Annotated in this window: 8 protein-coding genes; 6 read left to right on the top strand and 2 right to left on the bottom strand. The window is 39.9% G+C overall.

Annotated features, from left to right (window positions below; genetic code table 11):
• The first annotated feature begins 21 nt into the window (after nt 1–21).
• From pglX to brxL, 5 genes are read left to right on the top strand one after another with little or no spacing between them, the layout of a single operon-like run.
• Nucleotides 22–3,522 (top strand): BREX-1 system adenine-specific DNA-methyltransferase PglX, encoded by a 3,501-nt coding sequence (pglX, locus tag KSX81_RS00495; protein WP_217725668.1) that lies wholly within the window; start codon nt 22–24, stop codon nt 3,520–3,522.
• Nucleotides 3,523–3,531: 9 nt separating this feature from the next.
• Complete coding sequence (locus KSX81_RS00490; protein WP_217725667.1) at nt 3,532–6,354, top strand: SIR2 family protein; 2,823 nt, start codon at nt 3,532–3,534, stop codon at nt 6,352–6,354.
• 13 nt (nt 6,355–6,367) lie between these two features.
• Nucleotides 6,368–7,966 (top strand): RNA-binding domain-containing protein, encoded by a 1,599-nt coding sequence (locus tag KSX81_RS00485; RefSeq protein ID WP_217725666.1) that lies wholly within the window; start codon nt 6,368–6,370, stop codon nt 7,964–7,966.
• Nucleotides 7,963–10,503, top strand: coding sequence for a BREX-1 system phosphatase PglZ type A (pglZ, locus tag KSX81_RS00480; protein WP_217725665.1), 2,541 nt, complete (start codon nt 7,963–7,965; stop codon nt 10,501–10,503). Before KSX81_RS00485 ends, pglZ begins: the two co-directional genes overlap by 4 nt.
• Nucleotides 10,504–10,527: 24 nt before the next feature.
• On the top strand, nt 10,528–12,609 hold the full coding sequence (gene brxL, locus KSX81_RS00475) for a BREX system Lon protease-like protein BrxL (protein WP_217725664.1): 2,082 nt from the start codon (nt 10,528–10,530) through the stop codon (nt 12,607–12,609).
• A 142-nt stretch (nt 12,610–12,751) separates the two neighbouring features.
• On the opposite strand, the gene KSX81_RS00470 is transcribed toward brxL, so the two are convergent.
• Nucleotides 12,752–17,626, bottom strand: a complete 4,875-nt coding sequence (locus KSX81_RS00470; RefSeq protein ID WP_217725663.1) for a RecQ family ATP-dependent DNA helicase — start codon at nt 17,624–17,626, stop codon at nt 12,752–12,754.
• A 445-nt stretch (nt 17,627–18,071) separates the two neighbouring features.
• Between KSX81_RS00470 and KSX81_RS00465 the strand changes: the two genes are divergently transcribed.
• Nucleotides 18,072–19,718: a M64 family metallopeptidase gene (locus KSX81_RS00465; protein WP_004302155.1), complete on the top strand. Its 1,647-nt coding sequence runs from the start codon at nt 18,072–18,074 to the stop codon at nt 19,716–19,718.
• A 175-nt stretch (nt 19,719–19,893) separates the two neighbouring features.
• On the opposite strand, the gene KSX81_RS00460 is transcribed toward KSX81_RS00465, so the two are convergent.
• Nucleotides 19,894–22,149 (bottom strand): cation:proton antiporter, encoded by a 2,256-nt coding sequence (locus KSX81_RS00460; protein WP_004302157.1) that lies wholly within the window; start codon nt 22,147–22,149, stop codon nt 19,894–19,896.
• Nucleotides 22,150–22,160: the final 11 nt, after the last annotated feature.

The raw sequence follows: 22,160 nt of genomic DNA, 5'->3' as shown, positions 1-22,160 counted from the left end.
TGAAATGAAGGAATAAGATAGATGGATACTAATAGATTAAAGAAATTTGCTATTGAAGCACGCAATATACTAAAGGCGGGTATTGCCGCCAAACTCACCAGCTTGGGCTTTGACAGCAAGGGTGGAGTGGCTGAGAATTTACGCCCGCAACTCTTGCAGGGCGGTACGCTTTGGAACGGACGGACTCTCTCCGAAGGATTTTATCACCAATGGATGCGGCTCTATGAGGAGGTGCAGGCTAAGGGTGTGAACGAAGTATATGAGCAAGCAGCTTACACATGGTTTAATCGTCTGGTAGCCATTCGTATCTTACAAAAGAACGGACTTTGCGAACCGGTAAGTACATACGCCGACTCTGCACATACCCCGCAGATTGTAAACCAAGCCCGGCAAGGGCTTTTCCCTCCAATGGAGGAGGCGAGCAAGCGTCACCTCTTGGAACTCCTTGATGACGATACGAAAGTTACTGAACAGTTTGCTGTGCTTTTGGTGGCATGGTGCCATGCCAACCCTATCCTGCAACGTTGCTTTGGCACTATGGAGGACTATACTGAACTGTTGCTTCCCGCCAATATTTTGGTGGAGAATGGTTTTATCGACCTCTTGAACCACACTGAGTTTATCACCGACGAAGAGTTTCGCTCGCCCGAACTGATTGGTTGGCTTTATCAGTTCTACATCAGTGAACGCAAAGATGAGGTGTTTGCCAAGAAAGGTAAGTTTGAGGCTGATGAGATTCCTGCCGCCACACAGATCTTTACACCTAACTGGATTGTGAAGTACATGGTACAGAATACGGTGGGGCGCATCTATCTCGATAACAATCCCTATACCACTTTGGCTTATAAGGAGAAATGGCAATACCTCGTGGAGCCTGCAGAACCTACTCCTGCTGAAGCTATTCTTCATTACAATGAACTGACCGACTTAAAGGTAGCTGACCTTGCCTGTGGTTCGGGACATATCCTTAATGAGTGCTTCGATCTACTCTACGATCTTTATATCACTGAAGGTTATACACGTGTCGAAGCCATTACACATATCTTCCAAGATAACCTCACGGGTATCGATCTCGATCCTCGTGCACAGCAACTTTCGCTCTTTGCGTTGACGCTGAAAGCTTGCCAACGCGATCATAGCTTTGCAGATGCACATTGCTTGCCACGGGTGCTGACGATGCCGAAGGTGCAATTGCCTTTGCCCACTGATACTCGATTGGCGGTTGAGATTGATGCAGTCAATACTTTGTTGAAGGATGCTGATTCCTTAGGTAGCATTATGAAGTTTGATCTTACACCTGCTGCTCGTGAATGGGTGGCTTCGCTGGTTGCTGAGAATGAGTCGGCAGCGTTGGTAATAGCGTTGACAGAGCAGTATGATGCGTTAGTGATGAATCCGCCGTATATGGGCGGAGGTAATATGAATGAGGTATTGAGTAAGTATGTTAAGGACAACTACGAGGAGGTCAAAGCCGACCTTTTCTCTGTATTTATGGCACTTGCGATCGAACGGCTAAAAGTACATGGAAGGTATGGTATGATTAATATGCAGAGCTGGATGTTCCTTTCTTCGTTCGAGAAACTTCGCAAGACATTACTCGACAACTATCATATTGAGAATATGCTTCACCTTGGTCCTCGTACTTTTGACGAGCTGAGTGGGGAAGTGGTGCAGAACGCAGCTTTCGTGGTGGCAAAGCACACTGCCCAACAAGGTGGAATGTACTTCCGTTTGCTGGATGGGAAAAGCTGTGCCGATAAAGAGCAAATGTTCTTGAACTATACAGGGCAAGGTACAAAGATATACTATCCTAATGTACCGCAGGCTAACTTTGAGAAGATTCCGGGATGTCCGATTGGATACTGGGTGAGTAAATGTTTTATGAATGTTTTCTGCAATAGCAAGAAGTTGGTTATGAGCCATGATGTTAAAAAGGGTATAGATACAGGGAAAAATGAAATATTCTTACGATACTGGTATGAAGTTTCGAACTGTTTATTATCACTTTCTACATCAACTAAAAAGTGGTTTACATATATAAAAGGTGGTGATTTTAAGCGCTGGTATGGTAATATTGAGTTGGTCGTAAATTGGGAGGATGATGGTAGAGAAATTAGAAAGTACCCAACTTCTACAATAAGGAACCAACAATATATGAAAAGAGAGGCCATTACATGGACCCTTCTTTCTAGTAAATGTGGTATAAGTGCAAGATATGTAGAACCTAATTGTCTTTTCGATAATAATGGTTCTTCTGCATTTCCCTTAGCAGACAAGTATTATTTGTGCGCATTTCTTAATTCTAAAGTAGCTAATGTTTGTTTATCTATATTAAATCCCACATTAGCATTTCAAGTTGGAAACATAGCTTCATTACCTTATAAGAACAGTCAATATAAATCAGAAATTGAAAAAATCGCTTTCCAAAATATCTTCATTAGTAAGTACGATTGGATTTCTCACGAAACCTCTTGGGACTTTCAGCAGAACGAGCTTATCTCTCTTATAGATTTCTCCGAAGAAGACCTTGCAACAGTGTCATTGACTGTCTTATGTAATACTACTTCACATAGTGATGTAGCAACACAGCAAGCCGACGAAAATCCTTGTGCGGCCAAATTGCAAGACCTTGTGGAGCGTTATCATAAAAAGTGGAATACTCTCTTCATGCAGCTACATGCTAATGAAGAAGAACTCAACCGTCAGTTCATCGATATCTACGGCCTGCAAGATGAGCTTACTCCCGATGTGCCTTTGAATGAAATTACCATCTTGCAACAAGACGAGGTGAGCATTGAGGGCAATGCCTTGAAGTGGCATGATGAAGTAATATTGAAGCAACTCCTCAGTTACGCCGCCGGGGTATGGATGGGTCGCTACCGTCTTGATAAGTCTGGTCTGCATATCGCCCACCCCAACCCTACAACCGAGGAATTGGAACCTTATACCTATAACGGTCACACCATTGAGATAGATGATGACGGCATTTTCCCTTTAATGGCTGCTGATAGTGGCTTCACCGACAATGCCTGCCTGCGTACTGCCCAGTTTGTGAGCGATGTGTTTGGCGCAGAATATCAGGTGGAGAACCTCAACTATATAGAACGCACCTTCGGTAAGACTATCGAGCAGTATTGGCAAAAGGATTTTTGGAAGGACCATAAGAAAATGTATCAGAATCGTCCCATCTATTGGCTGTTTGCGAGCAAAAAAGGCACCTTTCAGTGCATTGCCTACCTGCATCGCATGACACCTTATACCCCCGAACGCATCCGCAGTAAATATCTTCTGCCTTTCATTGAAATGATAGGTCGCAAGATTGCCGATCTCACAACTCGCGCTGCCGACCTCAGCACCGCCGAGCGCAAGAAACTCGATACACTGAACAAGCAGCTTGAAGAGTGCCGTGAATACCATGACCGTCTTGCTGTAGTAGCTGAGCAAGCAATCCCGCTTGATCTTGACGATGGTGTGGTGGTGAACTATGCTAAATTGGGTGATGTAGTTAGTAAACTAAAATAGAGTAGTACAATGGATAAACAGCAATTTTCTAATTTGTTACATATACAAAAAGCAAGCCGTGAAAATCGTTTGGTCGTATTTGTTGGTGCTGGGGTTTCAAGAAACTCCGGTATTCCGACATGGAACGACCTTATTAAAACGATGAAGTCTGAGTTACCTGATAAACTTGCTAACGATATGGATGCGCTGAAGGTGGCTCAACTGTATAAAGATGCAAGAGGTCACAAAGAGTATATGGATAAAGTAAAAGAAGTTTTACTTTATAATAAGGCTGTTCCCAATCCATTGCATAAAAGAATTTTAGCGCTTAAACCATGTCATATGGTAACTACTAATTATGATGACCTAATCGAACAAGAACTTATTAATGAATTCATACAATATGCTGTAGTAAGAGAAGATAAAGATATACCGCAAATGGTACATCCTAATGCTCTTGTGAAGATGCATGGTGATTATGCAACAGATAATATTGTTCTTACAGAAACGGATTATTATAATTATTCAAATAATTTTCCTCTTATTCGTGCCTTCGTGCTTTCACTATTTGCTAGTAAACTTGTATTGTTTGTAGGTTTCTCTTTTGCGGATTTAAATCTCAAAATGATTTTAAACGAGTTAAAAGGTATTTTATCCGAAAACATACAGAGAGCATATCTCTTATCATGTGAAGAACCCGATTCTATAACAAAACAGTACTTTGAAAAAAAAGGTATTAATGTATTATATTTCAGCGAGAATGATATAGATTCAATCAATGGCTCTGATTATCCGGAATGTTCTCTAAGTGGAATTGGACTTCTTACAGATAAAATCTTATTTGCAATAAAAAACTATAGTCCCATATCCAAAAATGACCTTGCTAGCTACATATATACCCGTATTATGTCATATAGCAAGGAACTTCATTCTTTTGGTGATGGGCTAAAATATTTTTTTCCAAATTACAAAAGCATGTTCTGGAATATACATTCAAGCGGATTACAAACATACTTGCCCTATTTTAAGGATTTAGCAAAACAGCTACAGTCTAACCAACGGAAACGTCAATTCCTAATCTTTCATCAAAATATTGATTTAAGATCGTTGCTAAAAATGGCGTACTATAACTATTTATATGAAATAGATGGAATTGAGATACTTGATGATAAGTTCTGCAAGAATATAGATAATTATATTCTACCAAACACTATGACTTTCTTGCATAATTTTGATCAACTCAAGACATGTGAACGGCTAAAGGTCTTGCGCACTCAATCCATTCAATATACTATTGAAGATTTAGAATTTCCGTTTACCTTATATTTATTAGGGGATTATTGGGAGGCTTATAAACAATATGTAAAATTATTACCTTTATATTGGAATCGTCAAAAGTATATCTTATATTTCATTTGTAGATATAATATATGGTCTATACGAAATGGCGTTAGATATCAGCAGTTGCAAGACGATAGTTTCAATTCTGATAAAGAACTTCATTTAGCCTATACTTCGGATTTAGAAGATATTTTAAATAAACTCCCAATAGATTTAGAGATTAAGAAAATATTTCAAGACTTAATATCATATAGATTTATTGGAAGTCGTGTTGTGGAAACTGATAAACTTAAAGAAGAAATTTTTCAGCAGAGAAAGTCTGCTGAGAAAGGGGGGTGCTCCATTAATAGCAACATCCTCGTTCTAATGTCACTCTATCAACGCGAAAGTATATTCTCTTGGGCTAATTATATAATATGTGATAATAACGAACATTTTAAATCAGTTTGCAATAATACAGCATTGGGTATATTGAATAGTTTTGCTACGCCAACTAGCAAAATGTTTGGTGGGAAATTGTGTTCAACAAAAATCAAATTACTTGATTCATTTATGCTTGAAATGCTGATATTTGATGTAGACCATAAACAATTGATATCAATTTTTAAAGGATACGACATAATGAATTTAGAATTTGATACTTCTGGTGTTGAATACCTAAATTTATGCCTTAATGGTTTAGGCGTCGATTGTCAGTATTTGTATAAATCTGATCTGTTTTTTTATAATCCCTTATGCAATCTTTTTCTCATTATCTCTAAATCACATATTAACGAAGTAGATGCAGAGACATTGTATAAAGTATTATTGAAATATTGGAGATTTGAATTTCAAATAGGTCATGAAACCATTAATAATCTTATACGACAATACTCACCATCTAGTGATTTTGCAGATAAACTGATAAGCCAAATGCTTTATAATTCTCATGATGCAGAATATTACAGAGAAAGCATTCGACAATTGGCTATTATATTAAAGAAAAATGAATTAGTATTTAGCGATATTCGCATGGATACTCTTAAGCAGAATCATGAAGATAAAGTTCTTATGTTACTATATCCTATTTGTTCGGAGTCATTAAAAGACACAATATTGGATTATTGTTTGGAAAATATTGAAGATTTCTGGTATTATATCTACTTTGTGTTTCATAATGCTATTCAAATTCCTACAATCAGCAGATTTAAAGAACTATTTGAGAAAGATAAAAATAGTATCAATGAAAACTATTGTTATATTCTTGCTAAGATAAGGAAGGATTCTATATTTGCTAATCTCCATGGAATAATAGACGAATTTGCTATTTCAAATGATTGTATGCAATTCTTTCTTTCTCCAGATGAATATATGTCGCCTGAAAAGGTAGAGGTTGATTGGATTTTGAAATTTAACCAAGAAAAGAGAGAACGATTCTTTAAAAACGAAGTATACAGGAATAAACTCAAGGAATATATAACAAGTAATTGGTTGAGTGATAGTAATCGACAGTATCTCATCAGCCTTCTATAATTTTATTGTAACAATGACCACAGAAGATATACAGAAACTCAGAGACCTCGGCGAAGTGAGCAAGGTACAGTTCAAAGAACGTATCTTGGATAAATATGATATAGGTTGCGAGCTGGTTGCCATGAGTAATGCTCGCGGAGGGCAACTTGTCATTGGTATCAACGACAAGACAGGAGCTTTTAATCCGTTGTCGTATGCCGAAGTGCAGGAAACCACCAATCTACTGAGCAATATGGCTTCGGAGAATGTGGTACCCAATATCCTACTTGAGATAGATACGATCAGCGTTGAAGGTGGCAGTGTAGTGATAGCTACTATTAAGGAAGGAATTAACAAGCCCTACCATGACAATAAAGGTATCGTGTGGATGAAAAATGGAGCGGATAAGCGTAAGGTTTTCGATAATGCAGAGTTGGCGGAGATGATGACTGAGTGTGGTAGCTTTACTCCCGATGAAGCCGCCGTTAGAGATGCCACGTTGGATGATTTGGATGAAGGCACTATCAAGCAGTTCCTGCAAAACCGTTTTGCTATGGTATTGGAGAAAAAAGGAATGATTGGCGATGCTTTGCAGGAAGCGTCACTTGATGAGATAGCCAATGCGATTGCCAAAGGACATGATCTTAATAAACTGATGCGCAACCTGCGTTTTATCCGTCCGGATGGGAGTCTTACAGTGGCTGCCATATTGCTGTTTGGTAAGTACACCCAGCGTTGGTTGCCTGTGATGACAGCGAAATGCATCAGCTATGTAGGTAATTCAATTGGAGGCAAGGTCTTTCGAGACAAGGTGAACGATGCAGTAATGGAAGGAAATCTTCTGCATCAATTTGAGACCATTATGTCTTTCTTCACTCGCAACCTCAAGAATGTACAAGTGGAAAAAGAGTTCAATTCATTGGGCGAGCTTGAGATTCCATACGTGAGCTTGATGGAGTTTGTTGTAAATGCACTGGTCCATCGTTCGCTGAATTGGAAAGCTCCCATACGTATCTTTATCTTTGATAACAGAGTGGAAATTCACAGCCCGGGCACGTTACCTAACGGCTTGCAAGTAGAAGATATTACCAATGGCACCTCGATGCCCCGTAACAACTTCCTTTTTAACAATGCTATCTATCTTCTTCCCTATACAGGTGCAGGTAGTGGTATTCAACGTGCCTTGGAAGAAGGGGTGCAAGTAGAGTTTACGAATGATGAACGGATACATGAGTTTCTAACTACCATAAAGAGAAACAAAGACTTGGATAGTAATCTAGCTGACTCTGACACTACCCCTAACACTTTTTCAGAGCATTCAGACACTACCCCTAACACTTCCGATGAATGCCCTAACACTTTTTCGGAGCACTCAGACACTACCCCTAACACTTTTGATGAATGCCCTAACACTCATCAGATGAAACTTACCAATAAACAAAAGGATATAGTAAACTTTTGTAGTGTACCGAGAAGTAGTCGGGAGATACTTGAGAGGGTAGGAGTGAAATATCATAATAGTAATATCAAAAGATATGTTACCGAATTAGTAGAAGCTGGGTATTTGGAGCGAACCATTCCCGATAACCCTTTTGATATGAATCAAAAGTATAAAAAGAAGCAATCATTATGACTCAAGAAAGAATATACAGTTATTTTCAGCGTAACCCGCAGTTGCATGTGCTTTTCATCTTCGACAAGGCGAATATCATTATGAATGATTTGGCAGACTGTTCGTGGGAAACTGAATATATCTATAAAGTATTTGATGGAGCTTGGTTCAACACTAAATATAACATTGAATACGCATGGAAAGAGAAACGTGTGGTATTACTCTTCCCATTAGGCACCTATCCCATAAGTGAGGAACAACAGCTCAGATTCCCTCTTATGGACATGCTGAAAGCTAACATGGAATATAAAGAGGAAGATTATGCCGCGTTCATGCAACAATATAAACTTCCTGAGAAATATCGCGCCTTTATCAGCCGCCATATCGGTGAATTGATGTCGAATAAGATAAATGCAATGCTGAAAGACCGGTTTACGCCGGAAGCATTCAGTGAGGATGTAGTAGTCCGCGGTTTTATTTCTTCTTATCTGGGTGAAAAGAGACTCTTAGAATGGGAAAACATCATCATAAGAATGTTCATACTCGGATTGGATTCAGAAAATAAGAAACGGTTGGATTTCTATCATAAGTTGGAACGAAACAAGGATGCCAAGACAGCGGTGGATGAGCGTTTGACTAAGATATTTGGATTCAGTTACAAACCTAATCAAGAGGAGAAGGTGAAAGAGTTGGTAGAGAGTTTGAAGTATAACAGCATCACCCAACTTCTTGATGTGATTGCCGATGACCCCTATAAGGCTTACAAAATAAAGAGCAGTATAGCACTTGAACAAATGAATCGTATCTATGAACTGGGCACACGTGACCGGGAGTTTGTAGATAAATTCATGAAAGTGATGAAAGAACTAGGTGCTGATATTCGTGAAAGGGAGCTGACTACTATTTATGGTATGGATGCCTCCTTCTATTACTTGACGGAAGAATTAGGTTGGCCTATATTGCAAGAAATTGCCGGTAGCAAACTTGTGACAGAACCTGCAGGAATGCAAGAACGTTTGCGTTTGCTTTCCCAAAAACTTCCTGCCGATAGTGTGCTTCAACAAGCTATAAGCTTCTTGATGCAAATGGCCTTTTATTATGAAATGGTAAGAGGACTGGGCAGCCTGAAGTTGAATACTCCGGAAGCTTATGTGCAACTCTATACGAATGACTTGTACAGGCTTGACACCTTCTATCGTTGTGCATTGGAAGAATATCATGAATTGTTGTCAAAGGATGTTCCTATACTTACTTGTTTGAATGGACTGAAACAACAGTTTGACGGAGAGTATGCACGTATGGTTAATGTTTTCAATCTGGAATGGATGACCTGTGTGATAGAAAAAGGGAACTACTTTAACGACCTGTCGTTGAAAAAACAAGAGGATTTTTATGCAAATGAATGTGTCAGCAACAGTAAGCAGGTAGTAATCATTTCTGATGCGCTACGCTATGAAGTGGCGGCAGAATTGATGCAGGAACTGGCTAAAGAGAAACATATAGCAAAGTTATCTGCTTATCGGGCCATGCTGCCTACTGAAACCAAATACTGCAAGCCGGCTCTTCTACCTCATACCTCGTTGATATGGAAGAACAAAGAAATGCTGGTAGATGGTGAAGTATTAGACACATTAGAGAGCCGTTCGGCACAGGTGGCAAAATACAAAGAAAGTGCTTGTTGTGTAGACTATGAAACTGTAATCAAAGCAGATGTAAAAACTGCACGCGAACTATTTAAACGTCCATTAGTCTATATTTTCCATGATACAATTGACGCTGCTAGCCATGGGGCTGGAGCCGGAGATGTAATTGCGGCTTGTCGCAAGGCTATTGAACAGCTCGCTGTGCTGATTCGTCGCCTTCATGCCTCTTGGAATGTGACGAATGTTGTGCTGACAGCTGACCATGGTTTTCTCTACAATGACGTGGAATTTGCAGAGAAGGATAAACATGCGGTGACGGTTGCGGGTATTATCGAGAAGAAAACGCGTTACTACGTGAGTGATCAAGTTAGCGTGCAAGAAGGGGTGGTAACAATGTCATTGGACAAAGTGTCGGGTATGAAAGCCGAGACTCCTATATATATAGGAGTACCTATGGGTACCAACCGTTTGGCTGCTTCTGGTGGATACAGCTTTGCCCATGGCGGAGCGACCTTGCAGGAAATGCTTATTCCCGTGATTCATAGTTCGCAGAAACGCTCTGATAAGACTAATAAAGTGGGTGTGGCATTGGTTGATCACAATCTCGTGATGGTAAGCAGTAGATTGAAATTTCAATTGATACAAAGCGAAGCGGTTTCCATGACGGTCGTTGAACGTAAGGTCGTTTGTCAAGTGTATCAAGGCGATACACCTGTAACCGGAAAGCAAACCATTACGCTTGACAGTGCTGATACGATCAATTTGAATAATAGAGTATACGAGGTTGTGCTGACCTTGAATCATTCAGTACATTCAGGTATGCTACAACTACGTGTGTATGATGAAGAAGACTGTTTGAATCCACTTATTCGTGAAGTGGTGAAGAATAATACAATGATAGAACAAGACTTTTAAGTATTAGTGATTAAGTTTTTTGATATGACACTACAACAGAAAATAATGAATGCTTTCATAGGTAAAGTGGTTCGCAAAGATTTGGCTTTTCTTGTAAAGGGAGGACTCCCTGTACCTACATACGTATTGGAGTATTTGCTTGGGCAGTATTGCGCCTGTGATGACGAAGCGACCATAGAAGAAGGCTTGGAAAAAGTGAGACAAGTGATCCAAAACAATTATGTGCATCGCGCGGAGTCAGAAGTCATTAAGGGTAAAATCCGTGAGCAGGGTCGCCATCGTATCATTGATAAGGTGACTGTTACTCTCAATGAGAAAGCGGACGAATACCAAGCTCATTTTGCTAACTTAGGTCTTACTAATGTGCCTATTGGCACTCAATATGTGACAAACAATCCCAAGCTCTTATCAGGAAATGGCGTTTGGTGTATCGTCACTATTGGCTATATATCAGGCGAAGATATTAAAGTACGTTGGGAAATTCAAACACTGAAGCCTGTACAAATATCCAATGTGGATGTTCAAGATTATATAGATAAACGCAAGAACTTTACCACGGAGGAGTGGTTGGACTTCATGATGCATACCGTTGGATTGAACCCCGACACCTTAAATCGGCGTGAGAAGTTCATTACGTTAGCTCGTCTACTCCCTCATGTTGAGAATAATTTCAACTTTATGGAATTAGGACCTAAAGGAACCGGTAAGAGTCATGTCTTTCAGGAACTGTCACCATACGGTGTTTTAGTGAGTGGTGGTGATGTAACCAGTCCCCGACTGTTTGTCAAGATGAGTGGTAATAAAGAGATTTTAGGATTGGTAGGCTATTGGGACGTAGTGGCTTGGGATGAATTTGAGCAGCAAAAAGGCCGCGCCGTAGATGCGGTATTGATTGATACCATGCAAAATTATCTGGCCAATAAGTCATTCAACCGCGGTAAGGGTACGCATGAGGCTTCCGCTTCTATTTGCTTTGTGGGTAATACGAAGCACACGGTTCCTTATATGCTAAAGAATAGCCATCTTTTTGAATCAATTCCTACCTCGTTTATCAAGGGAGCTTTTTTAGATCGTATCCACCTCTACAACCCGGGTTGGGAGATTAGGATGCTGAAGAAAGATAGCTTCTCAAAAGGATACGGTCTGATTACCGATTACATAGCAGCCATTATGCACGAACTGCGCAATAAAGATTTGACCGCATTATTGAAGGATTATGCTAAGTTTGATGGTTCCCTGTCTGAACGTGATCACTTGGCCATCCGGAAAACATTTTCCGGTATGGTGAAGTTGATTTATCCGGATGGTAACATGACGGACGAAGAGGCATTTGAGTTGATAGACTTTGCTGCCGAAAGCCGTAAGCGTGTCAAAGACCAGTTATATATTGTGGATGAGACATTTAATGCAGAGCCTGCCAAGTTCAGATACGTGCGTGAGAAAGATGGTGTAGAAATTAATGTGGAGACTCTAGAGAAGGTGAGTAATGCATTTATCATCCCTAACAATATTCACCAAGAATCTACTATTATGGCAAATTGGGATGATAGCGATATTCCGCTTTTCCAAGAAGGAACTGAAACAACAATGCGAGTAGAGCCTTCTTCAGAACGACAGTCTCGCAAAAGATTCATTCCTTTACAGGAAAAGAATCAGTTCTTCCGTTTAGGACAGACTGGGGTCACTTATCAGTCTCTCTTTGCCGAATATCTTAAGGATGCAACTGAAATCACGATTGAAGACCCGTTCATCCGAACAAGTTGGCAAGTAAAGAATCTCATGGAGTTTCTGACGATGCTCATTGATACCCGCGACGTAGATGACCTTAAAGTGCATCTGGTGACCAATGAAGAAGAAGATAAGTTACCTGATCTCATAGATAAACTGGATGACATAAAAAACGATATGATTGGCTATGGCATTGAGTTTGATTATAATTTCCGTGAATTTCACGATCGTTGTATCAAGGCCGACAATGGTTGGGTAATTTCAATGGGGCGTGGACTTGATATATACGAGAAGTATAGTCCGTATTCTGTTGCAGCCACTCGGCCGGATAAACGTAAATGCAAAGAGTTTATGGTTACATTCACTAAGGATAAATAGATAAATATGAGTAAACTAAGTAAGTCTTTTTAAAGAGTCTGTTGCTTTTCATTTTGATGTTTTAATAAGATTGACACTTTTTCTTATTCCCTAGGGTACAATTTACTTTGTTAGCTACTTCTTTCGCAGGAATTATCTTGACTTACAAAGAAAGAACCAAATCTGCTAAAAGAACAGCTGTTTCTGATTCATTTTTTTGTGCATCTTTGGGCTTCCATGCTACAACGAACCGTACAGATGCGGATTTCACCTTATAACCTCTTTCTTCCCACTCTGATAATGTGTCTTGCATTTTTAATGATAACCTTGCTACAGGTTTATTAGTTGATGAACTATACAAAAAGAAATCATTATAATTCAAAGAATCCCCACCTCTTAATGCTAAAACTTCCTGCTTACGTTCTTTGAAGAATCCTAGATAGACATCTTTATGTGAGAGCTGTAGTACGATTTCTTCGGGCATGTCATACTGTCGTTGGTCGACAAAATATCGATCTGTACTTAAACGATTAAAGCAGTCACCGTTCGTATGTATAAACAGCCGGTTTTTCGCACGAGTTATTCCTACATAGTATTTGCGCATCAGATAGGCATCTTTTGAATAATTATCAGATACTAGTATATACACGTCGTCAAACTCTCTACCCTTGGCTTTATGAATGGTTGATACCACTACTTCTGCTCCTGAAACATCACAAAAGTCTTCCACCGATGATTCAAATACAAACTCTTTGAAGTCACAGAGGTATTTTGCTTTGTTGGTTTGTTCAAACTGCTCTACACAACGCTTTACATACGTCAGACTTAGACTACCATCATAAGCAGAAAAGGTTGCATGTTTGGCTTCCTCCCATAATTCTTCTGGAATTAGAGGGGCTTTTGCTCGTTTGTCTATATACCGCAAGAGATACCTTATTTCGGCCATATTCCAGAAGCGCAAACCGTTCATTGACTGTATTAATTTGCTATTTATGCCATGTTTCCGCAAAAGAGCCATCAGGATAACAGCCTCTTCGTTTGTTTGGGTGAGTACACACGAAGTGCCTTTGTCTTTATGTTGAAGTAATTTTTCAACGAGTGGCTGATACATATACTTTGATTGATGGCGTGTTACTTCGACCCAACCCTCTTCTTTTCTCATGGAGATAATTGGCGTACTTTTTATTCTTTTATCAATGGTTCTCAAGAATCCGTTGGCAAAATTCACCGGATGGTGTGCACTGCGGTAATTTTCGGTCATCTCGACAAATTTACTTCCGTTTTCTTGTGTTAGTCGGTACATATAGTCGGAATCAGATCCACGGAATTCATAGATGTTTTGGTCATCATCTCCCACTGCTATCACACGCATTTCTTCGTTGTTGGCCATCAAGGCCCTTAACAGTGCATATTCTTCGACTCCCATATCCTGAGCTTCGTCTATGACCAGTACCGTCTTGCCTATTTTGTTTGGCTCTACTTCTCCTTGACAGATCATTTCGGCTGCTTTTGCAACGACACTTTTTGCATCTTCAAGATTTCCTATCCGCCCCAAAAGGTCGAAACAATAGGAGTGGAATGTCTTTATTTCAATAAAATGGGCTGCATTGCCTATCAACTCCATGAGTCTCTGTTTGAATTCAGTAGCCGCTGCCCTTGAAAACGTCAACATCAGAAGTTGCTCGTGTTTTACGTCTTCAAGTAGCAGAAGTGAGGCAAGTTTGTGAACCAATACTCGTGTTTTCCCGCTGCCTGGTCCGGCTGCAACCACAATGCAACGTGAATCCTTATCGGAAATAATCTCCATTTGACGTTTGGATAGCTGCCCGAACAACTGCTTGTATTTTTGTGGCGTCAAGTTACGTTGTATTTCGCTTACTCTGTCCCCTTTGAAGTATTTTGTAACAAACTTCCTGTAATCCATTTGGAAATAGTCTTGAACATATCGCAGGGCTGTATTGTAATCCCTAACCATCAGATTAGCATATTCGCCCACAATATGTACTTGCTGAATCTTCTGTTTGTAGAATTCGTTGAGCATCCGGTAATCATCCTGCTTGTATCTTGATTTGTTGTCCTTTATTCTTTGGATATTCATGGCGTTATAAAGAACCAGGAAACCGCCTTCAAGTTTTAGCGCACCAATTTTTGATAAGTACAGAAGTGCTTCTTCCACGTCTTCCAATTGAATGTCATCAAGTCCGCCGAAAAGGGATTGGGGGCTTGATTTTATTTGATTCAGAAGTTCTACTACAGAAAATTGGATAGCCTTATTGGGTGAATTTCCCGTTTCCGTATCTGAGGCGATCCTGTATAGCCATTCTATGGCGAAACGACTAATTTCCAATCGTTTTTCAAAACGCTTGATGGTTGATTCCAAGTCTGCCTGACGACTTATTTCTATATTACGAACCGCATCCTCTTTTTTGCGGGTATAGCCCTTGACAGTGAGGAAATAGAGTAGTGTCCGAATATCTTTTTCTTTGGATGTATTGATCCCGTTGTTTACTGCATTGTCATTCAGTTGCTTGCATGATATTCGCAAAGATTCGTCAGGAATATGGTTGAGGATATATTGTTCAAGTTTTGCAAAACGTTCGAGGAGTGTTTGCGACTTTCGTTCCGAGTCACCTGCATCCAGTAAATAAGCAGATATATCTTTGCTGTCTGCCAATATGCCTTCTTGTCGCATTCGTTCCACTACGGATATAACTTCTCTTTTGCTTATTCCCAAAATGTCTGCCAGATAATCAATCCGCGACTCTGCTTCTGAATCTTGGGCTTTGGCAATGTGTTTTTGGGATATCAATGATTTGATGATTCGGACTGCCTTTTCTATTTCGTCGCGGTCGAAGAGCAATGACATTGATATGCGCTTTCTTGCTTCATCCATATTCTTTACCGTGATGCCTGTGGCATATACGTGAGGCACATTATTTCCTCTTATCAAGTATCCACTTTGTTCCAAAGCTGCTAATGCTGTTCGTACACGGGTTTCAATATCAGATACCGAATCGTCCCATCCTGCCTGCCGGGCAATTTCCAATGCAGAACAGCTGACTTTCATACGTTGTCTGGTAAGGTCTTTTATGGCTTTCCATACCTGTTGTATTTCACTGATGCTTAGTTTTGTTTGGTTCAATAGTATAAAATGCTTGTCCAAATCATTGTCACTATAAAGCACATAACAACGCGCGCTGAGGCTGGGATCACGACCGGCTCTACCTGCTTCTTGAACGTAGTTCTCCAGCGAATCGGAAATGTCATAATGTACCACAAGACCGACATCTTTTTTGTCGACTCCCATACCAAATGCAGACGTAGCCACGATGATGTGTACTTGGTCATTCATGAATGCATCTTGGTTGGCAATTTTTTCATCTGATTCCATTTTACCATTGAAAGGTAGTGCCTTATAACCGTCACGAGTCAATTTGGTTGCCAGTTCTTCAGTCCGTTTGGTACGTGATACGTAAATGATTGTCGGACAATTGGATTCAGCCACAAGTTCTCTTAGCTTTAAATATTTATCATTGTCACTATCGGCATGTATGACGGAATAACGCAGATTTGTTCTTGAGGCTGTTGATGCGAATAATTCTAAGTCTAAATTCAATGTTTGTTTGAAATAGTCGCAGATGTCTTGTACTACTTTTTGTTTTGCCGTAGCCGTAAAGCAGGATACGGGTATTGGATTCTTGCATTTTTTCTTTTGCTGGTATTCTCGGATGAATTTACCTATGTAGAGATAGTCAACCCTGAAATCCTGCCCCCATGAAGAAAAGCAATGCGCTTCGTCTATCACAAATCTTACAACGTGGCGTGCTATCAATATTTTCTCGATAGTTTTTGAACGAAGCATTTCGGGAGATATATACAAAAGTGAGGCTTCTCCGTCTTGTACTCTTTGTATGGACAGTGCTCTTGTGATGGGGTCTAACATTCCATTTATGGTCACGGCATCCGTGATGCCTCTGTCGGCAAGGTTGTCTACTTGGTCTTTCATTAGTGACTGTAAGGGGGAGATAACAACCGTAAGCCCGTGTACAGAACGTCCTGCCATGAGTGCTGGTAACTGGAAGGTAAGTGATTTGCCTCCACCAGTAGGAAATATCGCCAACAACGATTTGCCTTTTACCGCAGCTTGAGCTGCTTGTTCTTGCAGTGGCTCGCCTTCGTATGTTCGAAAGCGTTCATATCCGAAAAATACTTTTAAGTTATGAAGCACGTCCAGTTGCGTATTGCAGTAGTCACAGCCTTCCCGGCAACTGGTGTGGCGCAGGAGTTTTACAATAAATTCCACTTCCGGATAATTGTAAAGTACCCATCCGGGAGTGATGGAACGGTAATCAGTAGTATCAATTAGAGCCAATGCGTATGCCAATCCGCATGGATATTGTTCGATGAGCATGTCAAGGTCAGCATGTTGGCAAATCTTTCCTGCATACAGTTTTTTTATAAGTTCAGGTATTCCTTCATTGATATACTCCGCATTCATTATGCTGAGAAATCCCTCAAACTCTTTTTTGCCCTTTAGTAGCGATGCGAATAGTATGCGCTTTTCTTTCGGCAATGAATTCCAGCATGCTATTTCGTCCAGTAACAAGTCGTTTGCTTTCTTGCAATCGTTCACCGGATTGTTCATCTGTTCACTAATCAGTTTGTCATCTTTCACAAGCCTATGGTAAGGGCGTTCCGGGAACAATAAAGGCGAGACATAAAGTGTATCAACTAAAATCCAGCGGCATGTTTTATCCGTGAACAGATATTTGGCATCATGATGAATGATATTGTGACCGCAGATGTAGTCTATATCACAAAGAAAACTAAACAATTCATCTTTGGAAGTTTTATGGAATGTCGTGCCATCATGTAGGAGTGCCCCTATATCATGGATTTTATGATCTTTCAAGCCAACTTCAACATCTACTATGGCATAGTTTGGGGCACTAAATGGTACAGATGTAATTTTATTACCGATGGCATTGTTTCTGTCCTCAGTTTTCTTGATTCCTATAAGTTTGCTCCATATTGACATATATTCAATATAATAAATTGTTTTATAATTTGAATTTGTTATGTATCTACATGGTTTTCTTATTATTGTTCGAGTACAATAACTCAATATCACATACAAAGGTAAGGATAAAACCGAAGAATCTGTTAAAATAACCGCTTTCTTTTGATTTTTATGCGTTTACATCCCGTTGTTTATGAATATCATATTTTTGTGGGCAAGAACTGTTGTTGCCTGTGAATGCTTATTTTCGGATTTGCGTTATATTTGCAACACATGTACGCAAGTCGCTAATAGATATATCATGTTGATTTTGAAGAGGTGAAATAAAATTGCTGAATGACTATTATTCTATATCGGAAAGTTCAAAAAAAAGTCCGTACGTCTTTTTTTTAGGGCGATTTGTCGAATAAATTTTCTGGTAATGAAAATGTAGCTTATCTTTGGTATAACAAAATAACATGTAATGGGTATGAGAACAATTTATCTTCTATTATTTCCCTTGTTTTTGTTTTTTATAGTATCCTGTACTGAAGATGAAGTAGATCCTAACTTCTCGATAGAGAATGTCGGAGATGTCGTGATGGGTTCGGCTAAAGGTTCGCAGGTAACAATCAGTTTTACGAGTACCCGTGAATGGAAGGCGAGTACAGTTGCGGATTGGTTTACAATCGCTCCGGTTTCGGGAGAAGCGGGTACGTGCAATATTACGCTTACTGCTATCAGTGAGAATATAACAGGAAATGTACGTACAGCAACACTTACATTAACTTCTGGGACATTGACGCAAGACATTACCATAGAGCAGGAATCGGCAGAATTTGTGAATCTTGAGCAGAATATATATAATGTATCTGTTGAAGGTGGGGAATTGGATATTAGATTCTCTACGAATATAGCTGAAGATGAATTGTTGATTTATGGTTCTTTGGGTACTGGCACTTGGCTGACACAGGAGACAAAAACTCGTGCATCCTCTTCCTACATGCTTAATCTGACTGTATTGCCTAATACTGATGGTGTTTCCCGTACTGCCTATATCTACTTTGTGAAAGTAACTGATATGGAATCAATCGTAGTAGAGATGGTTACTATCATACAAAGGGGGGAAGTGGCTAGTGAATCTACTGATTATTCGTCAGATAAAAAAGTACGTGTTCTGCAAACAGCAAAGTTGGGAAAAGGGCTTCCTATTGTGCTTATGGGCGATGGATTTATAGATACTGAAATTAACGATGGAACTTATGATGCGGTTATGGACAAAGCTTTTGAGAATCTTTTTACGGAAGAACCCATCAAGTCACTTCGAGATTATTTTAATGTATATGCAGTAACTGCGGTTTCGAAACACAATATTTTTGGTACAGGATATGAAACAGCGCTTGGTTGTGAACTGGCGGGTGGAAACAGTACGGGGATTTCCGGTGAAGATAATGCTGTACAACGTTATGTACAATGCGTGGATAATATAGATATGAGTGAAACATTGGCTGTTGTAATTCTAAATTCTCCTGCGTATGCAGGAACTACTTATTTTGGTTATACTAATCAGACGAAAGTGGTTGAGTTTGCTATTGCTTATTGCCCGGTGATATACGATTTGCAAAGTGAAAGTTTCAGGCAGGTACTTGTACACGAGGCTGTTGGACATGGTTTTGCCAAATTGGAAGATGAGTATGCTTATCAGGAAAATGGGACTATTTCTTCTAAAGAAATAAAAAATGTACAGTATCTGCAGACATTAGGATGGGCGCAGAATGTTGATTTTACATCCGATCCATCTCAGGTACTTTGGTCTGCTTTCTTGAATGATAATCGGTATGTGTCAGAAAAACTGGGAGTATTTGAAGGGGCATGTACTTATATAAAAGGGGCGTATCGTCCTTCGGAAGAGAGTATGATGAATAGTAATACCGAGGGATTTAATGCTCCTTCCCGTAAAGCGATATATGATAAAATAATGGAAAGAAGTTTGGGTACACAAATGTCTTATGAGGAGTTTGCCGTATTTGATTTACAGAATAAATCACAAACGCGCAGTGCTAAACCAACTGTAGGACCAAGTAAGCCATTCACGCGTCCTCACTTTGTAAATAGAATGTTAGATAAGTAAAGCAGATGAGGCTGAACTTCAAGTTTAGTTTTGAGTTCAGCCTCATCTGGACTTTATATGTAACGTATTTATTTTGAATCAGAACTTTATTGCAGTATACAGCCTGTACAAAAACATTAAAGCTGTTGTATTGGGTGTACTTTACTTTTGTATTCCATTCTGGCTTAGATACAAATTACGTTAAGTACAGTATTTCTCTAATCTTTTCCCGGTTGCCTACAATCCAGACGAGATCCCCTAATTGGAAAGTTGTGTCTTTATCCAAGGTAATCAGTTCGTCATTTCGTTCAATAGCTACAACAATGCTATCATGCTTCTCTCCTAAATGAGACTGAGCGATGGTCTGATTTAAAAAGCGGAATTCTTCGTCTACCGTGAAAGAGTGGAGAGTTATCTTTTTATCCACTGCATCCATATCTGATGTATTTTTTACATCTTCTATTCTATTTCTGAATTCCTGCAATTGCGTATCTGTACCAACTACTGTCAATTTATCCTGCGGATAGATGTGTTCAGAGCTTTTCGGTATATATATGTTCAGATCGCCACGAGTGATCGCGACGACATTTACTCCAAAATTTTGCCTGAATGAAAGTTCTCCTAAAGACTTGCCGATGTAATCGGAATAAGGCGATACGAGGATAGATGTCAAGTCAAGGTCTTTATCATTGAATTCGCTATTGAAACTTGTTTTTAGCGGGTGCCGTTTTTTAGCTACCTCTTCCCGTCGGTTAAGATTGGCAAGGAATCTTGTTTCCAATCGTGAATATTGCGTGAGGTCTTCCCTAAGAATAAGAATCAATGCTACTACGGCTATGGCAATAATCACACTTATTCCCCAGTTTAGTTTAAAGTAGCTGATGACTACACTAGTGATAAAGAAAAGAGCAACAGATACACGTCCCAGAACCAGGGAAACCAGGCGTCCGTGATTGTAATTCTCGTCTCTCCATAGCTTCAGGAATAATTCCGAAGAGTTGTATTTGTTGGAGATGAGCGCCCATAAAAAAGGAGTCATAAGCAGAAGAGTACCCAGACACATCACCAGTTTGATCCATATAGTGATAGGAGTAAACATTTCGCTGATGGCGGGATAAATGATTTGTATCGACAGCAGCCAAATAGCAGTGAGCAGTACGCTATAGATGACAACTCTCCCAATCATGTTTTTTAGTAATTTCTTCCAGTCACTATCGTGGTTCATGGTCTTCTTGCCGGAAGCATAACGATCTAATGTCTCCTGTACTTTAGTAGGCAATATTTTGTAAAGCCATTCGGCAAAAGGATTGGCTAAACGGATAAAGTAAGGAGTCGTGAAAGTGGTAATAACAGATACAGCCACAATGATAGGTGAAATAAACGGATCAAGCACTTTGAGCGAAACACCCAGTCCGGCAATAATGAAAGCAAACTCTCCGATTTGTGCCAGGCTGAATCCGGATTTGATGGAAGTGTTCAGTGGTTCTCCGGATAAGAGTACGCCAAACGAAGAGAAAATGGCTTTGCCGATAATGGTAACCAGTGTAATGATGATGACAGGCCAGGCGTATTCTACCAATACAGCCGGATTCACTAGCATACCGACCGAAACGAAAAAGATAGCTCCGAAGAGATCTTTTACCGGTTGTATGATATGTTCGATATGTTCGGCCTCGATGGTTTCGGCAAGGATAGATCCCATGATAAATGCTCCTAGCGCTGTTGAAAAACCTGTGTAAGTAGCCAATACCACCATTCCCAGACAAAGACCGAGAGAGACAATCAGAAGAGTTTCGTTATTCATCAACTTCTTTGCTTTTTTGAGAAAGGCCGGAATAACGAAGATACCTATGAGAAACCACAGGATTAAAAAGAAAACGACCTTGAGCACACTTATCAGCAAATCTTCACCCACAAAGTCTTGACTCACTGCCATTGTGGAAAGAAGCACCATCATTAAGATAGCAATCAGGTCTTCCACTACCAGAGTACCGAATACGATACCGGTAAAACGTTGGTTACGCAATTCCAGATCATTGAAGGCTTTGATAATGATTGTAGTGGACGACATAGACAACATTCCCCCCAGGAAAATGGAATTCATAGTGCCCCATCCTAATAATTGTCCCACCAAATATCCAATGAGCAACATACTGATTACTTCGGTGATAGCCGTTATAAAAGCTGTGGAACCTACATTCATGAGCTTCTTAAAACTAAACTCCAGTCCGAGTGCAAAGAGCAGGAATATAACACCTATTTCTGCCCATATATTGATATTCTCAATATCTCCTACTGTAGGGAAAATATTAATATAAGGACCTGCCAGCAATCCGGCAATAATGTAACCTAAGACTAAAGGCTGTTTTAGCCATTTGAACAACAAGGTTATGATACTGGCCGATATTAATATCAGCGCAAGGTCGGCAATCAAAGTTGGCAAGTGTGACATTAGATGTGGGT

This window comes from Bacteroides sp. MSK.18.37 (genome assembly GCF_019129155.2).
Classification (GTDB): Bacteria; Bacteroidota; Bacteroidia; order Bacteroidales; family Bacteroidaceae; genus Bacteroides; species Bacteroides ovatus.
This window is presented reverse-complemented; position numbering and strand designations above follow the sequence as displayed.

Coding starts and splice junctions, on each gene's coding strand:
- pglX (WP_217725668.1), top strand. CDS start 22: ATGGATACTAATAGATTAAAGAAATTTGCTATTGAAGCACGCAATATA.
- KSX81_RS00490 (WP_217725667.1), top strand. CDS start 3,532: ATGGATAAACAGCAATTTTCTAATTTGTTACATATACAAAAAGCAAGC.
- KSX81_RS00485 (WP_217725666.1), top strand. CDS start 6,368: ATGACCACAGAAGATATACAGAAACTCAGAGACCTCGGCGAAGTGAGC.
- pglZ (WP_217725665.1), top strand. CDS start 7,963: ATGACTCAAGAAAGAATATACAGTTATTTTCAGCGTAACCCGCAGTTG.
- brxL (WP_217725664.1), top strand. CDS start 10,528: ATGACACTACAACAGAAAATAATGAATGCTTTCATAGGTAAAGTGGTT.
- KSX81_RS00470 (WP_217725663.1), bottom strand. CDS start 17,626: ATGTCAATATGGAGCAAACTTATAGGAATCAAGAAAACTGAGGACAGA.
- KSX81_RS00465 (WP_004302155.1), top strand. CDS start 18,072: ATGGGTATGAGAACAATTTATCTTCTATTATTTCCCTTGTTTTTGTTT.
- KSX81_RS00460 (WP_004302157.1), bottom strand. CDS start 22,149: ATGTCACACTTGCCAACTTTGATTGCCGACCTTGCGCTGATATTAATA.